Source organism: Natronoarchaeum rubrum (assembly GCF_024494695.1).
In genome coordinates this window covers 321,836-338,492 of sequence record NZ_JANHDP010000001.1, presented here as the reverse complement: position 1 = coordinate 338,492, position 16,657 = coordinate 321,836, and the positions used below count along the sequence as shown (strand labels likewise).

The following is a 16,657-nucleotide window of genomic DNA, read 5'->3' as shown; positions in this document are numbered from 1 at the left end:
GCGTCGACGGTCAGCGTTTCACGACGACGGCGTCGCGCGACTCGGCGATCTCGCGCTCCTCGTCGGCGTTCGCTCGCTCGTAGAGGTCGGCCGCCTGCCGGTGATGGAGCTTCCGCGCGGCGTCGAGCGCGTCCCGGTCGACGTCGACTTCCGGCGCGATCTCGGCCTCCCAGACGTCGGCGTCGACGACGATCACCGCTCGGTCGTCGACGGTCAGCGGGTCGTACTCGGTGGCGTCGTTTTCCGGACCGATCAGATCGTGGCGCGCGATGGCTTCGAGCACCTCGATCACCTGCTCGCGGTCGACACCGCGGGGCGTCAGGACCTCGTCGACGAACGACGAGTCGATCGGCGCCGAGACCGTGCCGGACTGAGGGGTTCCCTCGGCGTCGGCGTCCTGCTCGAGTGCGGCCTCGGCGATCGGATCGCTGTCCAGTGACTCCTCGGGCACCGGCTCGTCGCGGTACGGCGTCCCGTCGGCGAACCGGACCGGCTGGAGTTCCAGCGCCGTGTCGGCCGCCGGCGCTGGGGCTCCGGTCGGCATCGCAGCCGCGGCGGCTCCCTCGTCGATTTCGTCGGGCTTGAACAGCAGCGGGTTGTCCGGATCGTACGCCTCGGGATCGAGTTCCAGCCCCTCGGTCACGATGGGGCGCGGGATCGGCATTCTCGCGTCCTCGCCGACGTGTCCCGCGACGGTGTCGTCGGGGACCTCGTCCTCGGGTACCGGCACCAGCGCCAGCCGCGGCACGTCGCCCTCCTGACGGAGTCGCCAGACGACGGCCGACCCGTCGGGGAGATCCACGGTCTCCGTCTGGTCGGTGACGTCCACGGCGAAGACACCGTCCCCGCGGTGCAACTCGACCATTCGATCTCTGTCGACGTCCGTTCCGATCGGGTTCTGCGCCATACGCTGGATTCGCCGTAGACGGTGAAAAGCGGGCTTTCGAGATAATTGCGGCGTCCTTCCGGGGCGTGTCGTCCGTCGACCGCGGGGCTGGTGGCATCTCGGAGAAGAAAAGTAACACTATTGTGGCGCCGACGGGTAATTCGCGATGCGGAGTCCCGTGGTGTAGTGGCCAATCATATGGGCCTTTGGAGCCCATGACGGCGGTTCGAATCCGCCCGGGACTACTTCTACTGCGAACGTTTCCTCGAACTCGTCCCGAAATACACTGGATCATGCTGTCCTCGACAGTCGACCCCGTCTCGTTCCACGTACACAATTCGTACCAACCCTTACAGGACGAGCAGTAGCCACTACACATCGTGGAGGCCGACGCGACGGTGCGTCGAGCGCTCCAGCACGACTGACCGACAACGCATGGAACGAACAGTCGTCCTCGGCGGCGGAGAGGCGGGCCTGATCGCCGCGGCGTACTTGGAACGCGCGAGCGAAACCGACGTGATCGTGGTCTCCGATCGGGCGCGCCACGTGTTCTCGTTTCGCCTCTATCGGGTGATCGAGGGAATGCCGTTCGACTGTGCGACGCTCGATCTACGGGACGCGTTCGGCAACAAGGACATCACCGTCGTCCGGGATCACGTCCGAGGTCTGGACGCGACAGAGAAGCGAGTCGGCCTGCGGAGCGGGTCGTTGCAGTACGACACGCTCTTGATCGCGCTCGGCGCCGTGACGAGACTCGACGCCGCGGATCGCGGCCACGTGTCGGACGTCAGGACCGACGCCAGAGAGATCCGGCGAGCGGTACGCTCCGACGACGTTTGCGACGCCGTCATCGTCGGCGGCGGCCCGGTCGGCGTCGAGACGGCGGCGACGCTCGCGTCTCTCGGGGTCGACCTTGACGTCTCGCTGCTCACGTCGGGCGAGCGGCCGCTCGAAGATTTTCCGCAGCGTGCGGGGAGCATCGCTGAGGGGGAGCTAGACCGGCGAGGCGTCGACGTCCGGACGGGGACGCGCGCGACCGAGGCGACGGAGAACGGCGTCGTCCTGGATGGAAAGCGTGTCGAGCGCAGCGATCTGACGATCTGGGCGGGCGGCGTGGAGCCGAACCCGGTGATCGAGAGCTTCGGCCTCCCGCGGAACGAGCGCGGCCTGCTCGTCGACGCCTCCCTGCGCTGTCGGGACGCCGACGACGTGTACGCGGTCGGAGACGTGGTCGACTATCCGGGAAAGGTGAAAGACGGCTACTCCGCGGGGCTGGAAGCCAGGCGAACCGCGAAGAACGTGCTCCGGGGCATCAGGGGACGGCGACCGATAGAGTACGACGAGCGATGGCATCCGAGAATCGTCTACCTCGGACGGACCACCGCCCTGCTCGCGACGAACGGGATCGTCCACTGTGGATCGTTGCCCGCGATTCTGCGGGCGATCTCCGCCAGGAGCTACCCGTTCTTCTGGAAACACGTGTACTAAACGCGTGCCGACCGTGTTTGACGCGCCCGGGAGACCGCAGTGAAACGATTGTACCTCGGGAGGAGAGGATCACCGGACGTATCGCAGCACGCGCGCCATTCCGGATTCGAGGTGGTAGAGGTTGTGACAGTGGAACAGCCAGTCGCCGGGGTTGTCCGCGACGAAGTCGATGGTCACCTCGCCCATGTGGGGCGGGACGATCACGGTGTCCTTGACCGCGTCGCCGACCTGGAAGAAGTGCCCGTGGAGGTGCATCGGGTGGAGCACCGGGCTGCGGTTCACCATCCGGATCCGCACGTGGTCTCCCTCGCGGACGCGAAGCGGGTCGGCGTCGGGGTAGGCCTGTCCGTCGATCAACCACTCGGCCGATCCGCGGGCTTGCGACAGCGTCAGGTCGAACTGCTGATCCGGTTGTCCGTCGATGCCCTCCAACGGCGAGCGAGCCTGAAGGTCCCCGTACTGGAGTCGCTGCCCCTCCGAGGACGGCAGGCTCGGCGACTGGTCGCTCCCCTCGTACCGGACGACGGCGCGCGCCGGCGGTTCGTCGCCGTCGAGCGCGTCGGCTCGGAGCTCCCACGCGCCGGGAGTGTCGGCCTCGACGACGACGTCGTACCGTTCTCCCGATCCAAAGACGAACGAGTCCGCCGCGACCGGTTCGACCGGCCGGCCGTCGGCGTGCGTGACGTTCAGTTCGTGCCCGGCGATCCGGACGCGGAACGCCGTCGCGCTCCCGGCGTTGACGAACCGGAACCGGACGCGCTCGCCGCGCCGGACGCCGAACGTCGGCGGGGAGTCGGGGAGTCGGCCGTTGACCAGCAGGCCGGCGTACGGCGGGCGCCTGTCGCCCATCTGGCCACCCATTCCGCCGCCCGGTCCGCCGTCTCCGCCGCCCATTCCGCCCGGTCCGCCACCCCCGCGGCCGCCGCCACGGCCATCGGAGCCGCCACCGCCCATTCCGCCGGGGCCGCCTCCTCCACCAGGACCGCCTCCTCCGCCCATTCCGCCGGAGCCGCCGCCGGAGTCGAGTTCCGAAAGTGGCCGGGGCTCCCCTTCGAGGTAGTCGTCAAGAACGACGACGTACTCCCGGTCGTACTCGACGTGCGGGTCGGACTCCTCGACGATCAGCGGGCCGTAGAGCCCGCGATCGAGTTGGAGCCCGACGTGGCTGTGGAAGAAGTACGTCCCCGCGGGTTCGGCCCTGAATTTGTAGGTGAACGTCTCACCGGGCGAGATCGGCGGCTGGGTGACGTTCGGGACGCCGTCCATCGCGTTCGGCACCGGGACGCCGTGCCAGTGGATCGTCGTCCCCTCCGAGACGTCGTTGGCGATCTCGGTCTCGATCACGTCGCCCTCGCTCACCCGGAGTTCGGGCCCGGGGAACTCGCCGTCGTACAGCCAGTTCTCGGCCGAGGCGTCGGCGCCCGGCTGCACCGGCCCCGGCGCCGCCGTGAGCGCGTTCGACGCGTCCGCGGGAGCGTCGACGGGGTCTCGCGGGGGCGCTGGCTGGTAGTCGTCTCCCGGGGCCGCGCCGTCCCGATCGAGACAGCCCGCGACAGCGCTCGCCCCGACTGCGCCGAGAGACTGCAGGAACCGGCGGCGGGAGGTAGACGGCGGAATCACAGATCACCCAGCGCGCGGTCGAATCGGTCGGCGGCGTCCTCCGCAACAGCGTCGAGGTCGGGGTCGTCGGCGACGCCCAGGAGTCGCTCCGGGTCGACGGCGCTCACGACGATGTCGTCGTCGCTCTCGTAGACGACGACGTTGCACGGCAACAGCGCGCCGAGTTCGATATCGGCGTCGAGCCCCTGGCGGGCGAGACCCGGGTTGCAGGCGCCGAGGATGCGGTACTGCCGGAACTCCTCGTCGAGTTTCTTCGCGAACGTCGCTCGGACGTCGATGTCGCTGAGGACGCCGAATCCCGCGTCCTCGAGGGCATCGACCGTCTTCTCGACGACCGAGTCGAACTCACCGTCGACCTTCTTGCTCACAGTATAGTCCATACTACACAAGTCGGCTTCGATCAGTGATGAGTGTTGCGGCAAAGAACTTAGTTCCCCAAAAGGCGATACTATGCAGCCGGATAGCAAAAAGATCCATCCCGACACCACCGGAACCTGTCGATATTTTCCAGCCAACTAATTGTGCTATTCGCACAATTATGAAAAGGCGGCATCGATGATCAGCACCGCTTCGGAGGTCGTCGGTCAGTTCCACCTTCAGCAGCCGCGGCGCACCGGTGTTTTACACCCGGTCTCCGCGTACTGCCGGTATGAACGTCCTCGTCACCGGCGGCGACGGCTTCGTCGGCCGACACCTCTGCGCGGAGCTTCTCTATCGCGGCCACGACGTCACCTCACTGTCGCGAACGCCCGACCCGTCGGTCCTGCCCGACGCGGTCGAACTTGCGGAGGGCGACGTGACCGACTATGAGTCCATCGAGGGCGCGTTCGAGGGAAAAGATGTCGCGGTGAACCTCGCGGCGCTGCCGCCGCTGCACCAGCCGCCGAAGGAGACCAGCCACGACAGCGTCTGCATCGGGGGGTCGATCAACGCCGTCGAGGCCGCGGAAGAACACGGTATCTCGAAGTTCGTCGAGATGAGTTCGCTCGGCGCGGATCCGAACGGCGATACCGCCTACTGGCGGACCCAGGGACTCGGCGAGAAAATCGTCCGCTACTCGGAACTCGACTGGATCGTCTTCCGGCCGTCGTTCATCTTCGGCGAGGGCAGCGAGACGTTCACCTTCGTCAGGCGCCACACCACGCCGTACGTGACAGCGCTCCCGGACGGCGGGGACCGCCCCCGATTCCAGCCGATCTGGATCGGGGACTGCGCGGAGATCTTCGCGGACGGCATCGAAGACGACGCGTACGACGGCGAGGTGTACGAGCTGGGCGGTCCCGAGGTACTCTCGTTCGGGGAGGTCACCCGCATGCTCTACGAGGCCGACGGAAAATCAGTGGAGATCGTTCCGGTGCCGATGGGGCTCGCGACGGTCGCGCTGTACGCCGTCGACCCGATCCCGTCGATCCCCCTCGGCGTCGATCAGGCGCGGGCGCTGAAGATGTCCAACGTCACCGATCACAACGATGTCGGGGCGTTCGGGTACGAGATGTCGGATCTGACGACGCTCTCGACGTACCTCGACGGCGGGCGTCGACACAGACCGAAGAGTCGTCCCGTTCCGAACGACTGACCAGACATTCCGGTATAGAGCGCGACGGGACGGCGTGCAGTCGATCCGCGAGGCGGCGGTCGGACGTGCCGCGCACAGTCAAGCGGTGGTCGTCTCGGCCACAGCTTCCCGAACGGTCTCGACGACTGCCGCAAAGTCCGTCTCGCCGTCGCTCTCGACCCAGCGGTACGTGATCGTCCCCGCGGCGTCGAGAACGAAGATGCTCCGCCGGGCTGCCTCGAACTGATCGTACATTTCGGGATTGACGACGCCGTACTCGTGGATGATCTCGTGATCCCAGTCCGATATCATCGGGAAGTTGAGCTCTTCCCGCATGATCCAGACGTTCTGGGCCGGCGGGAGATCGACGCTGATCCCGTACACTGCGGCGTCGAGTTCGTCGAAGCGGTGCATCGAATCCCGGAAGGCGCACATCTCGGCGGTACAGCCGCTGGTGAACGCCGCCGGGAAGAACGCCAGGACGACTGGATCGTCGCCGAGCGCTTCCGTGAGCGCGAACGGTTCGATGTCGTTGTACGCGTCGCCGCCCGCTTTCGGGAGTGTGAACTCCGGTGCCGAATCGCCTACGTCGAGCATACCACAGATACGGCGCCGAGCGAGTAAAGGTTCTACCGCGGGTCTCGCTTCGCGCGAGAGGGGTTCGACGAGCAATCGAGACAGCGGTCGGGATCGCTCTCTGCGGGGTGAGAGTGCTACCGTGGGCGTCAGGTATTTGGTAGATGGTCACATGCATCAAATTGGATCGACATGCAACCGTGCCACAACTGTCAGGCGGTCATCGACGAGTACCTCTTGGACAAAAAACTCGAACCCCTGCGCGACCTCACGGTCGACGACTTCAACCTCTGTGCGGACTGCACGACGGTCGTCGACGACGCGTGCGTGGAATGTGGCGGCGCGGTCTACGTCCCTCGGAACGAAAACGAGACGCCCGATTACTGCCCGGCCTGTCGCTCCAGTCGGCTCGAGCGAACCGGCGTCGACCCCGGTTGGCACTGCGAGAGCGTCTCCGCCTGAAGCGGTCCCGAGACGCTTTTTCATCAGTTTCCCAAAGCGAGTAGCCCCGGAACCCCCCGTTGGCTGCGACCTGTGACGGCGGTATCGACATCGTCACGGATACGTACAATACATGTGCCAAATAATTTTGGCTACGACTGATCTACGAAGCCACTCCTCGAAACGATTGGATCGACGACACGTATTATAGCGCTCCGACATCTATGCAAAAAATATTTTTGCTCTCGGATAGAGCACTTGATTAAGATGGATCGTCCGTACAGCATTCTCGGCGTGGATCCGGGGGCGAACGAGGAGCGCGTCCGCGAGGCGTACCGGACACTGATGAAGACTCACCATCCGGACCACGGCGGCTCCACCGAGACGTTCATCCGGATCAAGGAGGCCTACGAGGCGATCCAGCGCGGCGACGCCGCGAGCGGAACGCGCCCCGGTAGCGGAGCCGGCTCGGTGCGGCGTTCGACGGACGGCGGAACGGCGACGAGAACCGGAGGAGCGGCGGCGCCGACCCGCGGGACCGCTGTCGAGCCCACCGAGCACGCCGACCAGTCGGCGGTCAACTGCTGTAGCGGCGTCGGGCTGGAACTCCGCGGCCAGTATCTGACCTTGCGACTGGTCGCGCTGATCAAGGACGCCGACGTGGGGGCGTTCGTCGCCTCACACATGCTGGACGGGCGCGACGAGCGGACGGTCGCGTTCTTCACCGTCGAGAACGCGAGCGACCGAACTGTTCGATGGCGGGGCAACCAGTGTCTCTCCTTCGTCGGCAGCGACGGACGCAGCTACGAGAGCGCCGGCGAGTACTGCGCCTCCGACCCGAAGCTCCCGTCGGGTTGGACGGGCTCCGACGTCGCCGTCGAACCGGGAGCGCAGTTGCAGGCGGTCGTCATCGCCGAGGAGTTCCCGGCCGAAATCGACGTGGCTGAGCTCGCGTACACCCAGAACGTGTTCGCCCGGGCCGGCGCCGGCAGCGGGATCGAGGACAAAGAGCGGTTCCGCTTTGCGATCGGGTCGAGCGTGAAGCCGCTGCTCTCGCGACCGCCGTTCTGAGGAACCGCAGCTACGAGACGGCGCCGACGCCGCGGGCGAACCGCGACCGTTCAGACCGGGTCGACGCCGCGGCCCAGTGCCAGAACCTCGGCGTCCGCGGCGTCGCGCTCGGCGCGCTCGAACAGGTCGTCGGGTTCGCGGGCTTCGATCGTCGCCGCGCGGCCGTGCGTCTCGGCCTGATCGGGCGCGAACCGGTTACAGCCGGCCGGAATCGTCGCCGTCGAGTACGTCCCGATGTCTTTCGCGCGCTCGATCAGCTCTTGCTTGTCCACCGACAGCAGCGGTCGGTGGATCGGCAGGTCGGTCGCTCGACTCGTCACGCCGAGATTCATCGCGGTCTGACTGGATTTCTGGCCGATCGCCTCGCCCGTCACGATCCCGACGGCGCCGGTCTCTTCGGCGACGTGCTCGGCGAGTCGGTACATGTACCGGCGGAACGCGAGCATCCGACCTTCCTCGAACGTCTGCGCGAGAAGGTCGACCGTCTCGCCGGCGTCGACGACGCGCAGGTCGAACTCGTAGTTCGGCGCGTACGACGCCAGGGTGCGGACCGACTCGACGGCGCGCTCGCGGTGGTCGACGCCGCCGTAGTCGCCCAGATCGAGGTAGACCGGGACGATCGGACTGCCGCGGCGCAGCACCTCGAACGCGGCGACCGGCGAGTCGATGCCGCCGCTGATCAGCGCGACCAGCGGCTGCTGGGTGCCGACCGGAAGCCCGCCCGGCCCAGACACTTTTTCGAGAAAGATGAACGCCTGGCCGTCGCGGATCTCGACGAAGAACTCCAGGTCGGGGTCGTCGAGGTCGACCTCGGGCTCGAACTCGTCCTCGACGCTCTCCCAGATCGCCGTGCCGCCGAAGCGCTGGACGTCCTCGCTGTCGAAGGGCACGTCGCGATCGGCGCGGCGGCCCCGGACCGCGAACGCGCCCGCGTCGTAGTGCTCGCGGGCGGCCCGAACCAGCGCGTCCTCGATCGGTTCGCGCTCGGCCGGCACGACGACGGCGGCGCTGGCCGAGACGACGCCCGGCGCGCTCGCGGCGGCTTCGACGGCCGCGTCGACCTGCGCTTCGCTGGTGTGGATCAGCGGTCGCGACCAGCGGCGCTCGACCTCGCCCTCGATCCCCCGGTCGGCGACGAGCGCCTGGAGGTTTGCGATCAGGCGCCGCTCCATGGCCCCCTGGACCTTGCTGCTCTTGGTGTTGAGTTCCCCGTGGCGGACGAGGACCGTGTCCGCTCCCGGCGGTTGCATGCCCGCCCGTACTCGGCGGTAGGATATACGCGCTTTGGACGCCGCGTCGTGGCGCGATCGGATCGTCTCCACTGCCAGAAACTTAGGCAGACCAAAACCCTTTTAGATTTAGGCCCGCCTAATCAAACTCGATGGACGCCGAGGCCGACACCGAACGTACGCAAACCGTCGACGAGGAGGAAGCGGACGACCACGTCGTAGCCGCCTGTGAGACCTGTCCGGGCAAGACGGTCTTCACCGAGCAGGACAACAACGACGCCTGGATCGCAACCGACCTCGCAGTAACGCCCGAGCGCTAGCTGCTTCTTCCTGACGCTCTGCTCTCGACGGGCCGGATAGTGAGATAGAGGCACCGAGGAGACTGCTCCGGAATATCGAACGATCGATAGCTGCCCGCGCGGGTGAAAGAGACGTCGACTCGTCTACGGGCGGCGCCGCGCCGTCAGCTCACCACTTGGTGAGGGAGTCTTCCGCGAGGAAGTGCTCGATCTCGTGGGCGAACTCCTCGAGGTCCTCGAGCTGCTCGCGGAGCAACTCCGAAGTCGCGTAGTCGCCGAGGTTCTCCGCGAGTTCGATGTGCTCGCGGACCCGCTCGATGATGTCGCCGTACATCTCCTCGTCGTTTTTCATCATCGTGCGGACCTCGTAGATGTCCTCGGGTTCGGGCTCGACGGGCGAGCGCTCCTGGAAGTCCGCGGGCCGGCTCGTGGGGACGCCGCCCAGCGCCTGGACGCGCTCGGCGATGTGGTCGGCACCCTCGCTGGCGGTTTCGTACGCCTCCTGGTAGAACAGGTGGAGGTCGCGGTACTCGGCGCCGTGGACCGTCCAGTGGTGCTTGCGAAGCTGGTGGTACAGCACCTCGGTCGCCGCGAGGTCGGTGTTCAGCGCGTCGATGAGCTGTTCGGCCTTGTCCTCGTCGATCCGAAGGGCGTTCTCCTCGACGGTACCGTACTCCTGACGGACGGGCTTCTGGGTGCTCATTGCGTTCGATACGTTCGTTCGCCACCCTATTAAAGATTCCCTATACGAAAAGACTTCTTTGGCAACCCTAAAAAATTATTCGGCGGAAAAGAATCTGTCGAGGTCAATTCGACGCGGTGACGCCGATCAGTCAGGTCGCGGCGCCCGCGCCACGACCTCGTCGTCGGTCACCGTTTTGACGCGGTCGGCGTCGATCCGATAGGTGTCGCCGTCGCGATCCTTCCAACCGAACCGGGCCTTGACGCGGTCGAGCAGATCCGGATCCGGATCCACTTCGATCTCGTTACCGGTGACGCCCGCGACTCGTCCCAAGGAATTCTCGTCAGCGTCGACGATCGGCTTCCCCACGTCCCGTTCGGTCGCGTCGGAGCGATCGCTGGTCATCCGTTTTCGTTTGAATCGTCGCGCTCCCAGAACATAAGCGCGGGGCTGCGACACACCGATTCGTAACGGTAATTGCGCAAATGTGGCTATGGAGGGAACGGACGCTAGAAATATTCGGGAAGAATAGATCGATCGAGGAATGATGCGTACTCACACACGGTTGATCAGCACGTAGACAGCGATGAACGGAACAAAAAGGATTATTACTCGATGTTCCCTCGCGACTGACACGCAATGACCTGCAGGAACCGTGCCGGACGACGGCGGTTCCGGGTGGTGACGTCGGGATGACCGACGGCAACCGCGTCCTCTGTCTGAGCGTCGACGCCGACGCAGCTGACCGGATCGCCGCGCCTCTGGAGTGGTCGTACCCCCGGATCACCGTGATCGGCACCGCCGACCCCGGCGAGGGGATCGACCGCGTCGAGGACGGCGACGTGGACTGCGTCGTTACCGATCGGGCGACGCTCCGGGAGCAGCCGGATCTGTTTTCGAGTTTCCGACGGCGGCATCCGAACCTCTCCGTACTCGTCGTCTCTCCCTACGACGCCGAGGACGGGAGCGGAACGGCGCTGGCGGAGGTCGTGGACTTCCTCGACGGCGTCGACGACGAGGCGTTCGGGGGCTGGGTCGCCAACGCCGTCGTCGCCGAGCCGGGCGACGACGGTCCGCCCGGGGGCAACAGGCCCGAGGACGTCGTCCGGGACGTGAGGCGCGGGCTCGTCGACGCCACGTCACCGATGGACATCGAACACGCGGTCTGCGACCAGCTCACGATGGGCGGGCGCTACGCGTTCGCGTGGGTCGGCGAGTACGACCCGGGCGAGCGCCAGGTCGTCCCCTGGGTGACCAGCGCGGCGGCCGACGACTGGCCGACCTCGACGACGTTCGGCATCGGGACCGGGCCGACCTCGACAGTGCTCGAACGCCTGCTGCGGACCCGCGAGACGCAGGTCGTCGAGGACATCGCGGCCCACGCGGAAGACGTTCCCTGGCGGGACGCCGCCGTCGAGCGGGGCTGTACCGCCGCGATGTTCGTCCCGCTGACCGCCGACGGCGAACTCCGCGGCGTCCTCGGCGTCTACGCGGACGCCGACGGCGGACTCCGCGGGGTCGACCGCAGCGCGATCAGCGAGGTCGGCGAGACGACCGCCCACGTGCTCGACACGATGGCGATCCGCGGCGAGTACGACCAGCAAGAGCGCGTGCTCCGGCGGTACGAGCGCCTCGTCGAGACGGTCGGCGACGGGATGTACGCGCTCGACTCGGGCGGCCACTTCATGACCGTCAACAACGGCCTGCTGGAGATGACGGGCTACACCAGAGAGGGCCTGCTCGGCGAACACGTCTCGATCCTGCTCGACGACGCCGACGTCGAGCGGCGCCGCGAGACGATCGACCGGCTCCGGGACGCCGACGACGAGACGGAGGCCCTGGAGATAACGATCGAGTGTAAGGACGGGACGACCGTTCCCTGTGAGAACCAGATCGCGCTGTTGCCGCGCGACCACGACGAGTTCGGCGGCACCGTCGGCGTCATCCGCGACATCACCGAGCGCAAAAAGCGCGAGCGCGAACTCGAACGCCAGAACGAGCGCCTCGAAGCGTTCGCCAGCATCGTCAGCCACGACCTTCGCAACCCGCTGTCGGTCGCGCAGGGGTACCTCGACATCGTGGCCGAGCGGGTCGGCGAGAGCGACGCCCTGAACAACGTCCGCGACGCGCTCGATCGGATGGAAGACATCATCGGCGACGTACTCGCGCTCGCGCGCCACGGCCAGACGGTCACCGAGACCCAGCAGGTGACGCTTCGGGGCGTCGCCGAGGACGCCTGGTCGACCGTCTCGACGGGCGACGCCACGCTGGAGATCGTCGACTCCGGGCCGCTCGCGGCGGACCGATCGCGGCTGCTCCGACAGTTGGAGAACCTGTTCCGGAACTCGATCCAGCACGGCGCCGCGGACGTGACGATCCGGGTCGGACTACTCGACCAGTCGGCGCCAGACGCCGACGATCAGGACGGCCCGGCCCGATCGACCGGGTTCTACGTCGAGGACGACGGACCTGGGATGCCCGAGGAGATCCGCGAGCACGCGTTCGAGTCGTCGTTTACCACGTCCGACGAAGGGCTGGGCATCGGCCTCTGGGTGGTCAGGGAAGTCGCCAGCGCACACGGCTGGACGGTCGAGGCGACCGAGAGCGACTCGGGCGGCGCCCGCTTCGAGTTCGGCGACGTGCGCAAGCGCCCGGAGTGACGGCGGCGCCGGATCGAAATTCCGATCCGCGGCCGACCGCCGCGACCAGAACCTCCTTGCAGTTCCGGCCCCTAATCGGACGCGATGACAGACCCCGCGTCAGAACGCGGTATCTCCCGTCGCGAGTTCGCAAAAGCCGCGGTCGCGATCGGCGGCGCGTCGGCGTTCGCGGCCTGTACCGACCGCGAGCAGGCGCCGGACATCCCGACCGGCCCCGACGACCTCTCGTCGTTCCCGACCCGTCAACACGCGTGGAACGACGCACTCGCGACCGACGAGCACGGCAACGACGTCCCTCCGCGACACCACGTCCTCGTCTTTTTGAACCTCCGGAACGGCGGCACGCCCGACGGCGACGGCCGCGAGCAGGTCGAGGCCGCGCTGCGGAACCTCGAACGAACGTACCAGCGCGACCCCGAGGGGCTGCTGTTCACCGTCGGCTACTCGCCGGCCTACTTCGATCGGTTCGACGCCGACCTCCCCGACTCGGTCGGGCTCCAGCAACCCCGGGCGCTGACCGAACTGGAGGACCCGGAGCTCGACCAGCAGGACGCGGTCGTCCACCTGGCGAGCGACTACGCGCAGGTCGTGATCGGCGCCGAGGAGGCGCTGGTGGGCAACCGCGAGGAGCTCAACGGCGTCGAGATCACCGAGAACGTGAGCGGCGTGCTGGAGAAGGCCGATCGGCGGACGGGCTTCATCGGCGACGGGCTCCCGGCGGAGAATCAGGACGTCGCAGGAATCCCCGACTCGGAACCGGTGCCCGAGGACTCGCCGCTGTACATGGGCTTCGAGTCCGGCTTCGAGAAGAATCAGGCCAGCGAGGACCGCGTCTCGATCGCCGAGGGCCCCTTCGCGGGCGGGACGACCCAGCAGCTCTCGAAGATCCGCCTGCAGCTCCAGCAGTGGTACGAGCAGGACAGCCGCGAGCACCGCGTCGCCTCGATGTTCTGCCCGGCCCACGCCGAGGAGGGCCGCGTCGAGGGAACCGGCGAGAACCTCGGGAACGAGAGCGGCGTCGGCGAGTGCGCCGAGGACGTGATCGAGGACGCCAGCGAGTCCGGCGTCGTCGGGCACGCCCAGAAAACCGCCCGCGCCCGCGACGAGAACGACTCGCCGATCATGCTCCGGCGGGACTTCGACTCGACCGACGACGGCGTCGCGGGGCTGCACTTCCTCTCCCTGCAGCGCTCGATCGCCGACTTCGTGGAGACGCGCCGGCAGATGACCGGCGACGATATCGCGGAGGACACCGCCGTCGGCACCACGACGAACAACGGCATCAAGCGCTACATGACGGTGACCCGGCGCGGGAACTTCCTGCTCCCGCCGCGATCCCAGCGCGCGCTGCCGACGCCGCGGCCCGACGCCTGAGCGGCGTCTCTCCTCGCGGAGGTCGACGCCGGCGCTCGGCGTCTGACCGCACAGATCGCGACGCCGATGCGGGATCGGTGACGCCGATTCCGGGCGATGACGCCGACTGCGCCGCGACGGCGACGCCGCGGCGGCGTCGGAATCAGAATTGATATCCGGGTTCGCTCGCTACGAGGCCGTATGGAGCGACGCGAGTTTCTCGCTGCCGCGGGCGCCGTCGGTGTCGGAGCCACCGCAGGCTGCGCGGGCCTGTTCGAGACCGACGAGAACACCGAGGGCACGGGCGGTGAGCCGGCCCTGGTCGAGAACCGTCCCGAAGCGGTCTACTACCCAACCCACCGCGAGGGGATGAAGATGGCGGGCATGGGGATGGCCGGCGATCTCTCGGTCGGACTGATGTACTCGTACCCACATCGGTTCTGGACGATGGAGGCCGGGGGTACGAACCAGGTTCCGATCCGGGACGAGGACGACGTCCACCTGATGGTGACGCTGTGGGACGCCGACACCGAGACGGTGCTGCCGGTCGACAGCGGCGTGGGCCTGACGATCGAGCGCGACGGCGAGGTCGTCTCCACGAAGCCGCCCTGGACGATGCTCTCCCAGAACATGGGCTTTCACTACGGCGACAACTACGCGCTCGACGGCGACGGGACGTACACCGTCACCGTGAACCCGGGCAACGTCACGGCGCGGCGTCTCGGCGCGTTCGAGGGGAAGTTCGAGGACGCCGGCACCGTGGAGATCGAGTTCGAGTACGCACAGGCGACCCGGGACACGATTTCTTACGAAACGTTCGAGGACCAGCAGGGAACCGAGGGCGCACTGGATCTGATGCCGATGGGCAACATGCCGGTGTCGACCGTTCCGGCCCGCGAAAACCTGCCCGGCACGGTCGTCGGCGAGGGCACGAGCGGCGACGCGGACTTCGTCGCGACCGTGATCGAGGACCCGTCGTTCGCCGACGCGCCTGCGTACTTCGCGGTGTCGCCGCGGACGCCGTACAACGACATCCCGCTGCCGACGATGGGGCTGTCGACGACGGTCGAGCGCGACGGCGGATCGGTCTACGACGGCTCGCTTGACGGGGCGCTCCACCCCGACCTGGGCTATCACTACGGCGCTGGCATCGACGGCGTCCAGTCGGGCGACGCCGTGACGATCACCGTCGACACCACGCCCCGAATGGCGCGTCACGAAGGGTACGAGACGGCGTTTCTGGAGATGCCGCCGGTCGAGTTCACCGCCGAGTGATCGATCGCGGTGGCGATTCCGCCGGTCGACGCCGTCGCGTGAGCGGTCATCGCTTCGACGCCGTCGCGCCGAATCGGCGGCCGCTCACGCGACGACCGGGCGCGAGATAGTCCACAGCGAGACCACCGTGTAGCCGACCATCAGCGCCGCCAGGGGCGCGTGGACCCGCAGCGCCGAGCGGTCCGACGGCGCGTACTCGACGACCACGGCGTGAGCGGCGACGACCGCGACGAGGTGGCCCGCGACGATCAGCACCACTTGCGACGCCCAGAATCCCTGCACCGACAGCCACGACAGCGGCGCGATCGGGGCGGCCGCCGGCGAGACGTACCCCCCGACGACGCCGACGAGCTGCCCGACGTTCCTCACGACGAACGGGTAGTTGTGGCCGATCTCGTAGGCGACGGCGATCGGAAGCAGCGTCGGCGCGAACGCGAGCGTGGCGGGCCGCCAGCCCGGCGATCCGGCGACGCGGGCGGTCAGCGCGGCGACGCCGACGAACGCGCCCACGAAGAGCGCAACGCCGAGGAGGTACAGCAGTACGCTCGCCTGCGGGCCGAGTCCCGTCGCGTCGCGAAGCGAGAAGAGGATGCTCCGGTACTCCGGCGTCCCGGTGAATGCGTCGAAGCTGACCGTGTACACCGCCGCCACGGCCACGGCGACCGTCCCGAGCGAGCGCACGGGAGTCGTACAGCCCCGCCACGGCGGGCGCAGGCCGACCGCGTATCCGTCGTCCGCGCGGCGCACGTCGAGCGGCGCGACGCGACCGAACAGCCGGTAGAGGACGGCGAGCGCGTCGGCTCGCCGGAACCACGTCCGACCGAACGCCAGCCCGCCGACCAGCATCGCGACCGCGTAGCCGAGGACGAGTACGGCGGTGCCGACGGGCGAGCGCGGGAGCACGGTGAGGTTCTCTGCGATCCCTACCCAGGCGAGCAAGCCGACCAGCGCCGGCCACTCGCCGAGCCGTTCGGGGTAGCTCGCGAGCGCGATCTCGGCGCCTTCGATCCGGGCCAGCGCCTCGTAGACGGTCCGCCAGGGGGAGAGGATCGGCCAGGGGTCGCCGACCAGCGCGGCGAGCAGTGCGACGCCCTTGAGCCAGACGGCCCACACGAACAGCGTCGCGACGTTCTCGGCGGGCGTCTGCGGGCCGACGAAGCCGACGACGACGGCGAACGCGACGATCGCGAGGAAGCCGATCCGGGCGACCGCCGCGACGGCGCCGCCGATCGGCGCCGGAATCCGGACCGACCGGGACGGCGCGCTCGCCGCGGCGTCTTCGGCATCGAGCGGCGCGGCAACCCCGGCGTCGTGCGACGCGGGCCGCGATCGAGTGAGCGCGAGCAGGGTCGCCGTGAGCGCGACCGTCGCGGCCGCCGCGCCGAACAGAAGCCACAGGGGAATCGGCGCTTCGAAGCGCGTCCCGCCGACCTGGTGTGCGCTCGCGATGCCGGATATCGAGAGAACCGTGAGGGCGACGCCGAACGCGACGCGCCGAAGCAGGGGGCGAAGGCCGATCACG

The 16,657-nt window shown here is 67.8% G+C and carries 16 protein-coding genes and 1 tRNA gene; 9 read left to right on the top strand and 8 right to left on the bottom strand.

All coding sequences use genetic code 11. The features are described 5' to 3' along the window. Nucleotides 1–10: 10 nt before the first annotated feature. On the bottom strand, nucleotides 11–907 hold the full coding sequence (locus NO931_RS01835) for a DUF8048 family protein (protein ID WP_256390918.1): 897 nt from the start codon (nucleotides 905–907) through the stop codon (nucleotides 11–13). A 151-nt stretch (nucleotides 908–1,058) separates the two neighbouring features. Between NO931_RS01835 and NO931_RS01830 the strand changes: the two genes are divergently transcribed. Both NO931_RS01830 and NO931_RS01825 read left to right on the top strand, forming a co-directional pair. Beyond that, nucleotides 1,059–1,131: transfer RNA gene (locus tag NO931_RS01830), tRNA-Gln, on the top strand. 190 nt (nucleotides 1,132–1,321) lie between these two features. Next, a complete protein-coding gene (locus NO931_RS01825; protein WP_256390917.1) occupies nucleotides 1,322–2,374 on the top strand; it encodes an NAD(P)/FAD-dependent oxidoreductase in 1,053 nt (350 codons plus the stop codon). Nucleotides 2,375–2,443: 69 nt separating this feature from the next. Here NO931_RS01825 and NO931_RS01820 read toward each other — a convergent pair whose 3' ends face one another. Together NO931_RS01820 and NO931_RS01815 are read right to left on the bottom strand one after the other, a co-directional pair. Further along, on the bottom strand, nucleotides 2,444–3,994 hold the full coding sequence (locus tag NO931_RS01820; RefSeq protein ID WP_256390916.1) for a multicopper oxidase family protein: 1,551 nt from the start codon (nucleotides 3,992–3,994) through the stop codon (nucleotides 2,444–2,446). Then, nucleotides 3,991–4,374, bottom strand: a complete 384-nt coding sequence (locus NO931_RS01815; protein ID WP_256390915.1) for a DUF302 domain-containing protein — start codon at nucleotides 4,372–4,374, stop codon at nucleotides 3,991–3,993. Before NO931_RS01815 ends, NO931_RS01820 begins: the two co-directional genes overlap by 4 nt. Before the next feature lie 269 nt (nucleotides 4,375–4,643). On the opposite strand from NO931_RS01815, the gene NO931_RS01810 reads away from it, so the two are divergent. Beyond that, complete coding sequence (locus NO931_RS01810; protein WP_256390914.1) at nucleotides 4,644–5,570, top strand: complex I NDUFA9 subunit family protein; 927 nt, start codon at nucleotides 4,644–4,646, stop codon at nucleotides 5,568–5,570. Between the two features lie 78 nt (nucleotides 5,571–5,648). On the opposite strand, the gene NO931_RS01805 is transcribed toward NO931_RS01810, so the two are convergent. Beyond that, nucleotides 5,649–6,146 carry a redoxin domain-containing protein gene (locus NO931_RS01805; protein ID WP_256390913.1) on the bottom strand — a complete coding sequence of 166 codons (498 nt, stop codon included), beginning with the start codon at nucleotides 6,144–6,146 and terminating at the stop codon, nucleotides 5,649–5,651. 171 nt (nucleotides 6,147–6,317) lie between these two features. Here NO931_RS01805 and NO931_RS01800 point away from each other — a divergent pair, with 171 nt between their 5' ends. Both NO931_RS01800 and NO931_RS01795 read left to right on the top strand, forming a co-directional pair. Further along, the gene (locus NO931_RS01800) at nucleotides 6,318–6,587 is read left to right on the top strand and encodes a DUF7571 family protein (RefSeq protein ID WP_256390912.1); all 270 of its coding nucleotides are present in this window, start codon (nucleotides 6,318–6,320) and stop codon (nucleotides 6,585–6,587) included. 246 nt (nucleotides 6,588–6,833) lie between these two features. Then, nucleotides 6,834–7,637 (top strand): DnaJ domain-containing protein, encoded by an 804-nt coding sequence (locus NO931_RS01795; protein ID WP_256390911.1) that lies wholly within the window; start codon nucleotides 6,834–6,836, stop codon nucleotides 7,635–7,637. 50 nt (nucleotides 7,638–7,687) lie between these two features. Here NO931_RS01795 and NO931_RS01790 read toward each other — a convergent pair whose 3' ends face one another. After that, a complete protein-coding gene (locus NO931_RS01790; RefSeq protein ID WP_256390910.1) occupies nucleotides 7,688–8,887 on the bottom strand; it encodes a tRNA sulfurtransferase in 1,200 nt (399 codons plus the stop codon). Between the two features lie 131 nt (nucleotides 8,888–9,018). On the opposite strand from NO931_RS01790, the gene NO931_RS01785 reads away from it, so the two are divergent. Further along, nucleotides 9,019–9,186 carry a hypothetical protein gene (locus NO931_RS01785; RefSeq protein ID WP_256390909.1) on the top strand — a complete coding sequence of 56 codons (168 nt, stop codon included), beginning with the start codon at nucleotides 9,019–9,021 and terminating at the stop codon, nucleotides 9,184–9,186. Between the two features lie 148 nt (nucleotides 9,187–9,334). Here NO931_RS01785 and dpsA read toward each other — a convergent pair whose 3' ends face one another. Together dpsA and NO931_RS01775 are read right to left on the bottom strand one after the other, a co-directional pair. Continuing rightward, complete coding sequence (gene dpsA, locus NO931_RS01780) at nucleotides 9,335–9,868, bottom strand: DNA starvation/stationary phase protection protein DpsA (RefSeq protein ID WP_256390908.1); 534 nt, start codon at nucleotides 9,866–9,868, stop codon at nucleotides 9,335–9,337. 126 nt (nucleotides 9,869–9,994) lie between these two features. Further along, nucleotides 9,995–10,252, bottom strand: coding sequence for a DUF8593 domain-containing protein (locus NO931_RS01775; protein WP_256390907.1), 258 nt, complete (start codon nucleotides 10,250–10,252; stop codon nucleotides 9,995–9,997). Between the two features lie 287 nt (nucleotides 10,253–10,539). Here NO931_RS01775 and NO931_RS01770 point away from each other — a divergent pair, with 287 nt between their 5' ends. From NO931_RS01770 to NO931_RS01760, 3 genes are all read left to right on the top strand, one after another. Continuing rightward, nucleotides 10,540–12,507 carry a PAS domain S-box protein gene (locus NO931_RS01770; protein ID WP_256390906.1) on the top strand — a complete coding sequence of 656 codons (1,968 nt, stop codon included), beginning with the start codon at nucleotides 10,540–10,542 and terminating at the stop codon, nucleotides 12,505–12,507. Nucleotides 12,508–12,591: 84 nt separating this feature from the next. After that, complete coding sequence (locus NO931_RS01765; RefSeq protein WP_256390905.1) at nucleotides 12,592–13,881, top strand: DUF7405 family protein; 1,290 nt, start codon at nucleotides 12,592–12,594, stop codon at nucleotides 13,879–13,881. Between the two features lie 180 nt (nucleotides 13,882–14,061). Beyond that, nucleotides 14,062–15,135, top strand: a complete 1,074-nt coding sequence (locus tag NO931_RS01760) for a DUF7350 domain-containing protein (RefSeq protein WP_256390904.1) — start codon at nucleotides 14,062–14,064, stop codon at nucleotides 15,133–15,135. 84 nt (nucleotides 15,136–15,219) lie between these two features. Here NO931_RS01760 and NO931_RS01755 read toward each other — a convergent pair whose 3' ends face one another. Further along, complete coding sequence (locus tag NO931_RS01755) at nucleotides 15,220–16,656, bottom strand: hypothetical protein (protein ID WP_256390903.1); 1,437 nt, start codon at nucleotides 16,654–16,656, stop codon at nucleotides 15,220–15,222. Between the last annotated feature and the right edge of the window lies 1 nt (nucleotide 16,657).